The 13,777-nt window shown below is 36.7% G+C and carries 12 protein-coding genes and 1 pseudogene; 1 reads left to right on the plus strand and 12 read right to left on the minus strand.

Going from position 1 to position 13,777, the window contains the following annotated elements; all coding sequences use genetic code 11:
• Positions 1 to 277 precede the first annotated feature (277 nt).
• From ACO1XM_RS17995 to ACO1XM_RS18030, 8 genes are all read right to left on the minus strand, one after another.
• Positions 278 to 709: a DUF1493 family protein gene (locus ACO1XM_RS17995; RefSeq protein WP_486231565.1), complete on the minus strand. Its 432-nt coding sequence runs from the start codon at positions 707 to 709 to the stop codon at positions 278 to 280.
• 113 nt (positions 710 to 822) lie between these two features.
• Entirely contained in the window at positions 823 to 1,458 is a 636-nt protein-coding gene (locus ACO1XM_RS18000) for a hypothetical protein (protein WP_486231567.1), read from the minus strand.
• Positions 1,459 to 1,762: 304 nt separating this feature from the next.
• Positions 1,763 to 2,281: a hypothetical protein gene (locus ACO1XM_RS18005; protein WP_486231569.1), complete on the minus strand. Its 519-nt coding sequence runs from the start codon at positions 2,279 to 2,281 to the stop codon at positions 1,763 to 1,765.
• Between the two features lie 301 nt (positions 2,282 to 2,582).
• Positions 2,583 to 3,215, minus strand: a complete 633-nt coding sequence (locus ACO1XM_RS18010; protein ID WP_486231571.1) for a DKNYY domain-containing protein — start codon at positions 3,213 to 3,215, stop codon at positions 2,583 to 2,585.
• A gap of 83 nt (positions 3,216 to 3,298) precedes the next feature.
• Positions 3,299 to 4,318, minus strand: coding sequence for a DUF5655 domain-containing protein (locus ACO1XM_RS18015; RefSeq protein WP_486231573.1), 1,020 nt, complete (start codon positions 4,316 to 4,318; stop codon positions 3,299 to 3,301).
• A gap of 1,061 nt (positions 4,319 to 5,379) precedes the next feature.
• The gene (locus ACO1XM_RS18020; RefSeq protein ID WP_486231575.1) at positions 5,380 to 6,267 is read right to left on the minus strand and encodes an Abi-alpha family protein; all 888 of its coding nucleotides are present in this window, start codon (positions 6,265 to 6,267) and stop codon (positions 5,380 to 5,382) included.
• Between the two features lie 161 nt (positions 6,268 to 6,428).
• Positions 6,429 to 6,578 (minus strand): hypothetical protein, encoded by a 150-nt coding sequence (locus ACO1XM_RS18025; RefSeq protein WP_486231577.1) that lies wholly within the window; start codon positions 6,576 to 6,578, stop codon positions 6,429 to 6,431.
• Between the two features lie 2 nt (positions 6,579 to 6,580).
• Positions 6,581 to 7,039: a hypothetical protein gene (locus ACO1XM_RS18030; RefSeq protein WP_486231579.1), complete on the minus strand. Its 459-nt coding sequence runs from the start codon at positions 7,037 to 7,039 to the stop codon at positions 6,581 to 6,583.
• 345 nt (positions 7,040 to 7,384) lie between these two features.
• Between ACO1XM_RS18030 and ACO1XM_RS18035 the strand changes: the two genes are divergently transcribed.
• On the plus strand, positions 7,385 to 7,678 hold the full coding sequence (locus ACO1XM_RS18035; RefSeq protein ID WP_486231581.1) for a hypothetical protein: 294 nt from the start codon (positions 7,385 to 7,387) through the stop codon (positions 7,676 to 7,678).
• Between the two features lie 955 nt (positions 7,679 to 8,633).
• Here ACO1XM_RS18035 and ACO1XM_RS18040 read toward each other — a convergent pair.
• The 4 genes and pseudogenes from ACO1XM_RS18040 to ACO1XM_RS18055 form a co-directional block, all read right to left on the minus strand.
• Entirely contained in the window at positions 8,634 to 9,842 is a 1,209-nt protein-coding gene (locus ACO1XM_RS18040; RefSeq protein WP_486231583.1) for a leucine-rich repeat domain-containing protein, read from the minus strand.
• Between the two features lie 214 nt (positions 9,843 to 10,056).
• Entirely contained in the window at positions 10,057 to 10,458 is a 402-nt protein-coding gene (locus ACO1XM_RS18045; protein ID WP_486231585.1) for a tellurite resistance TerB family protein, read from the minus strand.
• Positions 10,459 to 10,538: 80 nt separating this feature from the next.
• Positions 10,539 to 12,686 (minus strand): methylmalonyl-CoA mutase, encoded by a 2,148-nt coding sequence (gene scpA, locus ACO1XM_RS18050; protein WP_486231636.1) that lies wholly within the window; start codon positions 12,684 to 12,686, stop codon positions 10,539 to 10,541.
• Positions 12,669 to 13,718 (minus strand): annotated as a pseudogene (locus ACO1XM_RS18055) (methylmalonyl-CoA mutase family protein); the annotation flags it as partial. The gene scpA and the pseudogene ACO1XM_RS18055, both read right to left, overlap by 18 nt.
• Between the last annotated feature and the right edge of the window lie 59 nt (positions 13,719 to 13,777).

Below are 13,777 nucleotides of genomic sequence, written 5' to 3' on the forward strand. Positions count from 1 at the left end.
AATAACAGCGGTTAAATAAAGTTCCTCCTTAGTCTCAATGTCTTTTAAGGCCTCAATTTCCAGCTCGTTATTTTTATAGAAGGAAATGAAGTCCTTATTGTCCTGTTCGTTTAGGATTGAAAACTTATCCGCCAATATTTTAAAATTTGTCTTCATTTCTCTAAAAATATAGCCCTCAACGATGGTGCATAAATAGTGATGGGAATTCGAAGTGCTTCATAGCAAAAAACGTTCTTCGAAAACTAGGCTACAAATTTACACTGAGCCCCGCCATTGATTATGCATTTTGTTGTGGGGTGTATATTTTCACCACTCTAATTTCTGTGTGCTCTCGTTTTGCAAACCGCCCAGCATGAACTGACAGTATCAAGTCTCCAACTGTCAGCTGCGGTTTTTGTTTTATTAAGTCTCTTCGTCCAACAATCGTCAAAATTATCAATTTAACGAGACGAAAAGGGAAGAGCAAAACATCTCTTAATGTCGGAACTTCCTCTTGGAAATAATCTGAATAATTCAGGCCCTTGAGTTCAATACCAAATTCCTTCTGATACTCGTCTAAAAAAGAATCCCAGTCAAGTCCTATCACACCTAAATTGTCAAAAGACGTTCTTGAATTTGAGTCTGCCCCCAATGTTTTCTTCACAAGCGCTTGCATTCTAACACTTGTGTCTCTCAAGTCCTTAAATTTTATATTTATCACTTGTTTCATTGTCTCAAATATTTAGCCACCAATGTTTGTGTTTCTGCAGTAGTGTCTTTACGAAGTCCGTCCTGTCCCACGTAACTAAACGTTGAACGAAGATAAAACTTAAAACCAACTCGTCACTGAACCTTGGCAGAAACATGCTGATGTGCGCTGGTTTTTTGCACCAATCTAAGTCCAAAGACACCAAACCATAAAAAGTAAATTGCTATTGAAACATTTATTCTTATCCATGTCTGATCGTTAAATACAAACACACTCAATATTCCAAGTAGTAGGATTAGAAGTCCTGAGGCTAATGTGTAATATTTTGAAAATTTGTCTTTCATTACTTTCTCCATTTCAGTTGCCAAAAAAATTAGTCCGAGCGGAGTCACTGTAAGAAGTATTATCACTCTTATCATTATAGTATGAATGCCAGTGTCTGAGTATGCATCCCATGATAAGACTCCAAAACTGGTCCATATAATTCCAGAAATTAGAATTAGAATTTTACCAATAATTATAGGCAACTCATTCTTTGAGATTTTGAAGAGTCCGAAGACAAAGGCTAAATTGAGAAGTCCAATCGTTAAATAATTTAAATAAGCAATTATCCATCGTCCATTCATTCCATATATATTAAATGAAGCTATGCTCGGCACCTTGTCGACCTCTTCAAGTGTCTGTGGATTGTAAATGAACAGTGAAACATAGCTAATTATAAAAAATAGAGTTATACAAATCCCAATTGTTCCAGTAATTTTAGTAGTCATAAACCTTATTTAAAAGCTTGCGCACACATCCGACTATCTCTACACATCAACCCCAACACTGCACATAGCCGCCTTATAGGGTAAATATATATAATTGTTGCTCAATTTTAATCTACAGCACATTAATCACAGTTCATTACGACAATCCTTCACGCTCTTCAAGTCATACTTTGGCAGAAAAAAAATATAGTTATCCACCAATTTTATCCACAGTTAGATTTTGGTGATAGTTTCTTATTTTTCTTTTTTCAAGGTAGTTGTACAACAATCACTATTGCTGGTGATCTTTATTTTCTACTCTGTCTTACTTTAACAAGAGAATTTTTAATGTCATTACGAAAAAAGAGATTGGTAATAAGTAAATCTTTCTAGCCAATCCGAAGTTATATCTACTCTGAATTAAATTTATTCTCAATATTAAAGCAACTGAGTCAAATATTAATATATTTTCGTCTGGTGCACCACCAAGTCCAACTACATAACCTCCTTTGACTGTCATTAGTTTGATTGTCCAATATGCTAATTCTACAAAAAGTATTGCTGCTCCTTTTTTATGAGACGAGAAAAACCCAATAGTGATGAATAATACTGATAGTCCACTGTAAAATATATTTTCGAGGGAAAATGTTCTCTCTAGTCCCCCGTTACACCCCCAAGCCATGGAGTTGTCCAAAACGAAAACGAATCCTAATACTGTCCATAAAATTAGTCCAGCGTAAATAGTAGTCGGCTTAGAAAGAATATCTACAATTTTACCTTTACTAAAGGTCAGGACTAGTCCAATGACAACAATTGGAATAAATATTATTATCAAGTTTTTCAATTCGAAGTCTTTATTGTCTGAAAATAATTACCACTAATGTTCAACTACATCCGCACCTTAACCCCAACACTGCACATAGCCTCCTTATTATATGTAATTGCCACTAAATTTTAATCTACAGCACTGTAACCGCAATTCATAGCAACAATCCTTCAAGCGCTTTAAGTCATACTTTGGAAAAAACGTATTGTTATCCACCAATTGGATCAACATTTATATTTTGGTGATAATTTTTCTTTTTCTTTTTTAAGGTACTTGTACAACAATCACTATTGCTGGCAGTAGTGCGCCTACTCTAGATTCAATTCGTAAATCTTTCGATTTGTCCTGGTGGTGTAAATTTCCATTTCCCGCTCTTGTCTCCAATTATATACGTCCATTCGTTGTTAGCGGAATTCAAGCTGTCGTAGTAAAATGTTTTTGGGTCAGCTTCTTTAAATATTTGATTGTGTCGGTACACTGCTTTATTATCAACAGCAAAGTAAAAGAATTCTCCACCTTTAATAACTTTAAATGTTTTTGAGTCAGCCATTTTGATTTCCTCTCCTCTAAAAAAGACTGTATTATCGTCAATGGCATAGTCTTTATCCAAATAGTCAAATGTTTTAGGGTCAGCGTTAGTTACAATGAATTTCGTACAATAACAGACTCCGCAGTCTGTATAGTCAATGCACATAACTTCAAGCGGATAATAAACGTTTGTCTTGTCCTTAGCGTAATTGGAACCTGGTTTAACTCTAAAGGTTGCAATGTCAATCCCCTGCATTGGTTTAACTTTGCATGCAACCTCTCCACAAAATATTTGGTCGTCTTTACGGTAATAGTCGTCAACCTTTTGGTCGTCTTTTAATTCTACCCATTTGTCAGTAGTTTCAAATATTGTCAAACCAAAAAGTCCCAAAATTGTCAATAGTATTATTAATCTGTCCACCATTATTTTGAAACTTAATTTTTCTCAGCACGGATTAGTGCCAATGCTTTAAGCCGTTGTTGGCAGCTGCCTTTTTTTCTCCAATATTAATTTAAAGTCGAAATTTTTGTCACCAATTTTGTCAGAAGAGTTTTTATCTCATTTAAATTGTCTGTTGTCTCAAGAATGATTGCACAACTTGGTCCATTCCAGAATTTTTGAACTCCTTCAGTTAAAGTCTTTATTGAATGAAATTTTAATTCCTTTCTGGTTTCAACTTCAGATTGCATTACCACCAGTCGTAACTTTTTTCTATTAATTATGAAGAAAGCAATATTCCTCTCACGTCTAATTGAAATATAGTATTTCTGAGGGTTAAAAATTGTCCCAGTGCTTACGTTTAAAATATGAGTTTTCAACTCATTGTAAATCCTCCTTACTGTTTCAGAAACTCCCTCTAAATGGTATTCTTCTGTGTATTCTACGTCTTCCGTTTCTGATATTGTTTCGTCTTCAATCTCAGCAAATTCTATATTCTCAAAGTCAGGGTGCATTGAATAAATGGAATCATTCCCATTTGAAAATTTCTTAATCAAAATCAGTTTGACCATTTTTCCCCATGTGTCGGAGTAAGTGTCCATTATTTCTGGAAGTTCTTTTTTGTCTCCATCAATAACTAGTAGGATATTTTGACTTCTTTCAATTGTGTCTTTTAAGAATTTATAGATCTCTTTATCTCCAAGATACTTTTTGAACTCCTTTTTTAATTCACTGTCATTGTTAATAAATGAGAATATCTTTTCAATCAAGTCAGCTTGACTCTTAGGGTTTTTATAGAATCCAAAAAACTTTGTGATTTGTGGAAAGATATGATTGTAAAAATCGTGTTTTGCGAGTTCGACTTCCACAATGTAAAATTCTGGGTTGTCTTTGTCTGAGAGATCAAATAGAAATCCGTCCGGTATTGAGTTTCCTAGGCTTTTGGTTTCAATTTTTCTCTTTGCATCAATGTAGATCGAATTTGTCCCGAAGAACAATTTTGAATTCAAGACAACTTCTCTTTCAAAGTCTAGTTCTTTGTCAAACTGAAATTGGTTGTAGGTCTTGTTGTTGGTAAATAGTCTCAATTTATTTCTGTCTTAAGTTGTCTGTATGTTTTAGAAAAGGTTGTGCACAACGTCCGACTTATTCACACATTAACCCAACACTGTACATAGCGCCTTATAAAGTAAATATATATAATTGACATTAAATTTTAATCTACAGAACTGTAATCATAGTTTATTGCGACAATCCTTCATGCTCTTCAAGTCATACTGTGAAAGAGAAAAAAAACGTATAGCTATCCACTGATTCTAGCCACATTTAGATTTTGGTGATAATTTCTTCTTTTTCTATTTTCGAGGTAGTTGTGCAACGGCACTATTGTTGCCACCAGGGCACATCACTAGAGTGCAATTCTATTCCATCTCTCATTTGTCTAATTTTCCCAAGATGTCAATAGTGGTCCAGATAAGACTGCTGTTAACCCCAATATAAAGCTAAAGGTGACATCTAACCAGGTAATGTTTCTTTTGTCTTCTTTCTCATACAATGTCATTCTACCTTTTTGCATTGAAATTATCATTTCTTTGCCTTTGATTGAATAAAATATCTGTCTAAGAAGTTGGAACATTACTAACGTGGGTAATAGACCGGTTAGCCCGTCAAACGCTGTCCCTCGTGGAAATACAAAATCTGGATTATCTTTTATTTTTGAATAAATGTATATTTGAATAAGGCTAATTGTCAACCATATTAAATAGAATCTGATCTTTCTAAGTTTTCTAAAAAAGAAGGCGATTAATATGAACGGGAGTATAAAAAGATATCCACTAGCAAAATTCTTTATGAATTCTTTATCTAGAAGTTGACTTTGATAAATGAACCAAATAAGTATACAAAATAAAAGGTGAGTCAAAATTACTATCAGGTCCGTCTTGTCAACGGGCCCTGATTGTAAATCTTTTTTTAATTTGCCCTTCAGTGTACTCATTATTTTTCAGCGCATTAGTGTCAACACTGGGCTACATGTAATGCTGCATATTGAAGCACGATTGTTTCCAAGGTTACAAAGCGAATTTAGTGGTTTGTTGGTAATTGGCAAACTGTAATCCGGCAGGGAATGTAGCTATTTTTCGCAGCAGTTTTATTTTAACTTACTCTTCTCTGTGCAGGCTTTAATAAATAGTTCTCCAAGTTCTGTTAAAATGTAGTCTTCAAAGTCTGTCGCAATTTCAACCGTTGCATCTTCAAGATTCAAATATTCGCTATGAGGGTCGTTCCTAATTTTATGAGAGTTAACCCATCCATAATTTTTTTGTATAAGCTTAATTAATCCAAGTCGGATTAAATTGGATATCTCATATTCCCTGAGTTCCCCACTTATAAATTGAGGCTCACTCATTTTCACGTTTATCTTATTTTCTTCATTATTTAATCCTCTTAATTCAGTTTCAATTTTCCATTTCTCCTGTGAAATTTCCCAGTATTGTTCTTTATTTAATTTTTTAATTTCAATTTCCTTTTCTTTTTGAAGTATGATTTCTTGGAGTTGTTTCTCCTTTTCGGGTTTCCCTTTTCTAAATTCATCTAGGTCGCCTTTGCATTTTTTTATTCTTTCTTCTTTTAGTATTACAGTTGTCTCTAGTGCTAAAAATTCATTGGTGGAAATTTGACTTAGAATATATGGAAAAACATGATTTTCAATATTTTGGTCGGAGTCAACCATGTTTGATAGTAAAATTGCCCATTTATCTTGGAGTACTTCATCTTCTTCTAAGCTTGAATAGTCAAGTAATGGGCAAACTACTTTCAAGGAGATCTTTTTAGGATCAATTTTATTTTTTCTGCAGAACTCCTCAGCTTTTGTCAACATTTTGATTTGATTTTTGAAACGCCACAATGTCAATCTGTCTTTAAACAATAAGCCAACTTCTTCAACTGTCGGCATAATTAATTTATTCAGGAAGCCTTTAGCGGTGTCAAAACCTTTCTCAATCGCTGTCGAAGTAATGTCTATCTTGTTATCACTCATATTTGTCCGAATAAAATTGCTGCCGTTTGTGTTTCTGAGTGGTGCCTTTCCGAAGCCGAGTCCTGTCCCACGAAACTAAACGTTGAACGAAGATAAAACTTTATACTTACTCATCACCTGCCATTGGTTATAGCTTTTGTTGGCGGCTGTTAATTTTCTCCTCATTTCTTTTCATCATCGTCCTTCTTTTTGTCCCTGTCTCTTGTATCAAGTCCAACAATATGTCTCAGATAACTCTTAGGAGTTGTCGATAGTGTGATTTTCTTTTCCTCCTTTTTGTCTTCCTTTTTTTTGTCGTCTTTCTTGCTCATAGTCAAATATAATTTAGTATGATAGTCAAGACACCTAACAGCAATGAAGTTATAAAGATGTATAAACTTTTATTGAAGTTACTATTCATTTTTTTCAATTTCTTGTCATTAATCTCAATTGATGTTTTTAATGCTGAAATGGATTGAGTCATGTAGTTTTCGTACTTCTTGTTTAACAATTTCTCGAATAAATGCTCACCTAGTCCCTCTTGCAATTTTTTATGTTTTATAACCATAAGTGTAAGCAATATTGAAACTGAACAAACTATGAATGAAGCAACTCCTATAATTTGAAGTCCGCAGCTGAAATCTTTGATTAACGAAGGATAAAAGGATATATAAACTGTCAACGTACCCAATAAAAGTCCAGCTCGGTTTTGAATTGCTCTATAACTTTCAATTTGTCTTGAAAGAATAAGTTCTCCGCGTGTCTCAACTTTCTCAAATATTTCCTTGCTCATGTCTCAATGAATGAATTGCCGTCAACCTCCGGCTATATTCAATCACTCCCTCAACCACTGCACACAGCCGCCTTATAAGTAAATATATACAATTGTTCTTATTTTTTTGAGCTCCGTCTAATCACTTTTGGACCTACGCCAATCTTCCCTGTCTTTTCCGTGGTAAAAAAATCGTATATTTGCCTTGCAAACTCTATCAATATTTCATGGTACTATTCCCACACATCAGGTTTAAACAAAGGTCCTGGAGAGGCATACGGGTGCAAGTCCCGAGACCAGTCAAAGTACGCTTTGATAGAGTTTGCAGTGACCTCTCCTCTTTTATCCATCTTAACCCATTTCAACATGCAAACTCTAAAAAATGGTCAAGGTGTCGGCTTGGATGATTATTCAGTCCACACAAAAAATGCTGTGCGAAACGCATCAAAAAAAGTCAAGGTATTGTTAACACCATCGCAGGCAGAATTTATTGATTTTGTGCTCTTTCATGGAGTCAATGACTTATCAAAGTCACTAAAACTCATACATGATTTGGCACTGTATCACACCGATGTTATTGTGGATGAAGATGAGAAAAGTGCTTTGTTCGATGTAAAGCTGCTGTGGGAAGGCTTTGACCGAATAGGGGAGGAATGTTAAACTTGTTGTTGAAGGACTGCCGTTTAATCGGCAGTCCTTTTTTTATACACCTGCTCAGTGTCAGGTTAAAGGATTGCTGAGTTTCCTATACACGCGCGATAAAATTTCTGTGAGGCACGAATAATCAAACACGCTATGTACTTGTGGATTTGTACTTCAATGTCGTTTAGTTAAGCTTCCTTAGTCATCCTCTCCTTTGGAGGGGACTGGAGGTGAGGCCAATAAAAAGGCTTAACTAAACGACATTGCCATATAAATTGAGAAGAGAGATTATGATAGTCTATTGAGCATTCTAAAGAAATGCAATCCGTGGTAGCAAACAGATAAAAATCATCGTCCCTTCGGAGACGATGCTTGGACGAAAAAAATCATCGTCCCTTCGGAGACGATGATTGGGCGAAAAGTCATCACATCTTCGCTAGTACTGATTGAAAAGAAGTTTGGCATTTGAATTTCCTATGCTTCTTACAGCATGCTCAGGCAACGCCTTATGCTATCTTTGGTTTGGCAGGGAATGTGTGCTTGTCTTCGCTGAAGCTTTAGCGCAAGCAGGGATAGCATACAGCGTTGAATGAGTATGCGGGGCCATGCGGCCTTGGAGCAAAACCCGGTGATTGTAATGAGTGTGGAGTGTAATTTTCACATCCTAAGTTTCATAAAACCAGATTGTCTTATAACTTCTCACAAAATGAAAGAGAGGTTAAATAAATCATCGTCCCTTCGGAGACGATGATTGGGCAGAATAAATCATCGCCCCTTCGGAGACGATGATTGGGCGAAAGTGTAATTTTAACATCCTAAGTTTCATAAAACCAAATTGTCTTATAGCTTCTCACGAAATAAAAGAGAGGTTAAATAAATCATCGTCCCTGCGGAGACGATGATTGAAAGGAAAAGAGAAAGATAATTTGAGATAAATCTTAGTTATCTAAAGACTTATTAGTTTAAGCAATATTTAATCAAAGTATACATATTTACCACTTAATCTTGCTCTAATTTCCTTTTGATCATGCTCTGAAAAATTCTCTTTATCAAGATACAGGTACTGTAACTCTGATAATTCAAATAAAGTTTCTGGAATAGATCTTATCTGATTATTTTGTAACTTAAATATTGAGAGATTTTCCAATTTATTAATGCTTGCCGGAATATTGGAAATCTGATTACTTGCCAAATCCAGAGACACAAGACTTTTTATTTGAGTAGCCACCTCTGGGAAATCACTGAATTTATTCTCGGTTAATATGAGAAATTTAAGATACTTTAATTGCTTCAAGGAATTAGGTAATTCTTTAATCTGATTACGCTCCAGATTTAATACATTTAAATACTGCATCTTGGCAATACCCTCTGGGATCATTTTTATTTTATTTTGAAAGAAACTGACTTCACGTAAGCGATCCAAGCTAAGAAGCGATTCAGGTATTTTTTCAAATTGATTTTCGTGGAGAACCAGTATCTCCAGTGAATGTAATTCTGAGAAAGAGGCAGGTAAATCTTTCAATTTGTTATTCCAGGATTCTAGTAATTTTAGACTTGAGGCTTTACCAATAGATTCCGGTAATGCTGTTAATACATTTGATGATACACCTAAGTATTCAAGTTTAGTAAGATTATGAAAATTAATTTTTAGTGAACTGAATTTATTGTTCTGTAGATGTAATTTTTCTAAATTTTGAATGCTCGACAGAGAACTTGGCAAGTTTTTTAAATTGTTATAAGAAAAATCTACAGCAATTAATTCTTTTAAGTGGCCAATATTACCTGAAATCTTTTTTAGCTTATTGTTAGAGGAACTTAATATTAGAAGTGAATCTAACTTAGTTATCCTATATGGAATTTTCTTTATTTTATTTTTGCTAACAAAGAGTATTTTCAGACTTTTCAGCTTCTTAATTCTATAAGGAATTCTCTTAATATTATTTTTTGAGATGTCTAAGAATTGTAGATTTTTTAATCTGTAAACTTCCTTGGGAAGTCTATTTAGGTTCTGGTTACTAAGACTAAGGATGACAATACTATCACGATTATTTGTTGAGATGTCTTTTACAGAATATGTTTTATACTTTCTCTGAAATTTAAGAATAGCTTTAAAATCATTATTTTGGGAAAATGAATTGATCTGGAAGCAGAGTAATAAAAAAAGTGATGCGACTGATTTCATTCAGGTCTTTTATGTTTTAAGAGGTTGTCCAATATACTTTAAAAAAAACAGATCATGTTTTGTTATCCCTTTATAATATTGAAGACATGCACTTTTATTTTACCTGTTCTTCTTTGGCCGAATTATAAAAGTAGTTAAAAAAATCATCATCCCTTTCGGAGACGATGCTTGGAAAGAAGTATCCAACTAAGCACTCGATTGTTCGCCCCAGGTCTTAACTCATGTATTTTTTAAAGATTTGAATAAGGTCTGCAGGCTTGGTTTTAAAGGAGCCGTGTAGCGCGGCATGATCAATAATTTCATCAATGGCATTCGGATGAAGCCCCATTTTAATGCCAAGATTAAAGCAATATTGCTTTTCATTTTCATGCGCCACGCTGTCAATCATAACGATCAAAACAAGGCGATGAAACAAAGAATAAATTTTGTATTGGGTATCAGGCAGCACCAGGTCAGGTTCTTCCTGGTCAAAGTCGTGTAAAACCTGTGGGTCAATGCCCAACTTAACAGCTACATTTTTAATGTAGATGGCTTCAACTTCTGAATAAACACCATCAGCACATGCAAGGTGATAGAGTGTTTTGAGGTGTGATATTTTTTGAGCGTGATTATCCAAGGCAATAGATGATAAGGGTAAAACATAGTAATTCTTCGCAGCCTATCCTGCATAGGCCACGAAGAATTACACATCAATAATTAGGATTTTATTAAGCGTTCGAGAATTCCTTTCGCTGAATCCGTAATGACTGTACCTGGCCCGAACACGAAAGCAATGCCTCTTTCAAATAAATAATCATAATCCTGTGCGGGGATAACACCACCGGCTACCACCATAATATCTTCTCTGCCGATTTTTTTCAAAGCCTGCACTAATTCAGGAATCAGCGTTTTGTGTCCACCCGCCAAACTCGAAGCACCCACAATGTGTACATCGTTTTCTGCTGCCTGCATGGCTACTTCTTCCGGTGTTTGGAATAGGGGACCGATGTCTACATCAAAACCTAAATCGGCAAAACTGGTGGCAATTACTTTAGCACCCCGGTCATGACCGTCTTGTCCCATCTTGGCAACTAGAATGCGCGGCCTTCTTCCTTCCATTTTTGCAAAGGCATCGCTGAGTTTGCGCACTTCGTCAAAAGCCTTGTTGTTTTTCATTTCTCCCGAATATACACCCGATATTGATTTGATGCTCGCTTTGTATCTGCCAAAAGCTTTCTCCATCGCATCTGATATTTCACCGAGGGTAGCACGCTTACGCGCTGCATCCACGGCAAGTGCCAGTAAGTTGCCTGTGCCCTTTGCGGCTGCATTGCTGATCGCTTGCAGTGCTACTTGTACAGCTTCGTTATCACGCTCGCCCTTGAGTTGTATCAATCGATCTACTTGCTCTTTGCGTACAGCTGTATTGTCCACTTCTAAAATATCGAAGTCTGGTTTTTCATCTGTTTGAAAACGGTTCACCCCTACAATCACATCCCTTCCTGAATCTATGCGTGCCTGTTTTGCTGCTGCCGCCTGTTCAATGCGCATTTTTGGAATACCGCTTTCAATAGCCTTGGTCATGCCACCTAATGCCTCTACTTCTTCTATCAATGCCCAGGCCTTATCGACTAACTCGGCTGTTAAACTTTCTACGTAATAAGAACCACCCAGGGGATCGACTACCTTCGTTACGTTGGTTTCTTTTTCTAAATACAATTGTGTGTTACGTGCAATGCGTGCGGAGAAATCGGTAGGTAAGGCAATGGCCTCATCCAATGAATTGGTGTGGAGCGATTGTGTGTGCCCTAATACAGCGGCTAAGGCTTCAATGGTAGTGCGTGTTACGTTGTTGTAAGGATCCTGCTCTGTTAAACTCCATCCGGAAGTCTGGCAGTGTGTGCGCAAGGCCATGCTCTTGTCTTTCTTCGGATTGAACTGCTGTACAATTTTGGCCCAGAGCAAACGACCAGCTCTCATCTTGGCAATCTCCATGAAAAAATTCATGCCTATGCCCCAGAAGAAAGATAAACGTGGTGCAAAATCATCGATGGCGATACCGGCTTTAATACCCGCACGAATATATTCTAATCCATCTGCCAGGGTGTATGCTAATTCAATGTGTGCTGGTGCACCGGCTTCGTGCATGTGATAACCACTGATGCTGATCGAATTAAACTTCGGCATGTTACGCGAAGTGTATTCAAAAATATCGGCTACTATGCGCATGGAAGAAGCGGGCGGATAGATGTAGGTATTACGCACCATGAATTCTTTGAGAATATCATTTTGTATAGTACCGGTTAGTTGTTCTGGTTTTACGCCTTGCTCTTCGGCCGCAACAATATAAAAGGCCATGATGGGCAATACGGCACCATTCATCGTCATCGATACAGACATCTTATCCAGCGGAATCTGATCGAATAATATTTTCATATCCAGCACAGAATCAATGGCCACGCCTGCTTTACCTACATCACCGGTTACGCGCGGATGGTCGCTGTCGTAACCCCGGTGGGTTGCCAGATCAAAAGCAACGGATAAACCTCTTTGTCCGGCTGCTAAATTTCTTCTGTAGAATGCGTTTGAATCTTTGGCTGTAGAGAAACCTGCATACTGACGTATGGTCCAGGCCTTTTGTGTATACATGCTGGCATAAGGCCCGCGTAAGAAGGGCGGGATGCCGGCCGTAAATTGTAAGTGTGGCAAAGTGGCAAGGTCTTCTTTGGTATAAAAAGGTTTTACAGCAATAGTCTCCGGACTATTCCACGCGGGGTGTTCGATCTTTGAAATTTGAAATTTGAAATTTGAAATTTCAAATTTCAGCCCCGCTGCCTGTAGTCTGGCACTTGTTTCCTCTACCAATTGTTGTATAAGACTATCAACAAAGTACGAGCCTACGGTTGCATCAGCTACTTTATTGATGTGCGATTCTTCTCGTAAAATACTGGAGACGTTGCGCGCCACCCTTTGCATCATGCTGCTGCTTTCATCTTCTGCATAAACAGTAAGACTGTCGCAACCACCCACTATAGCCGCTAATGCGGCAGTAGTGCTTTTTAACATATTACCATGCGGCTGAAAAGATTCTTTTGCCCACACTTCCGATCGTCCGTGAATATGAATTGCTTTTAATGCAATATTTTGTGCTTGCGCGTAACTATTAATAAGTATACGCAGTGCTTTACTCGTTGCGATGCTGTGAAAGAAATTGGTGTTTGCATTGATTGAAATCGCAATGGCATCCAGTTTTCTCAAATGGGGATTTTTAAAAACGGCATCTAGCTGCAACAAGGCCTTGCTGAGTGTATCTATATTCTTTTCATCAGCCTCTAACCAGAGGCCAAGGGGCTGAAAAGGTGTTTCATGAAAAAATGCAATTGTTTCTTCACTTATTTCGGTTGAAAAGAGGCAACCAGTAAGATTTTTCTTCTCCAGCTTTTCTGCTTGGATATAATCAATCAGTGTTTTCGAGAAATTTTTACTGATATTTTTAAAAGAAATAGCGCAGTAAGCCCACTGAATATCCTTAAGTAAAGTATTCAGCGCAATGTCTTTTCCTTGTAAATCGAATAAAATACCGTCAGCACCATTGCTGAGGTGCAACATTGCACTTTCATTCGCTTTTTTGGCATCATCTACACATACCAGTGGCATGGCATACCAGGTGCGTGCGCCATAAAACGAGTTTTTTGCAGGAGCCAATGCGAAAACAAACTGATCTTTTACAGCCGCATCGTAATAAGGTTTGAAAAGAAGATGATCTTGATCAGTCCAGGCTAAAGTTTCCCAGGGATTTTTATTTTCTATTTCTTTTTCTGCGATTTGTGCCCAATCTTTAGCTGTAACTGGTGAAAACGTAGATGATATCTGATCAATTGCCCTTTTTTCTGCCATAAAGCATAATTTAAAGGCAATTTTAGTGAAGATTTTTGCAATCGTATGTGTGAAGAGCG

Source organism: Chryseotalea sp., assembly GCF_057350905.1.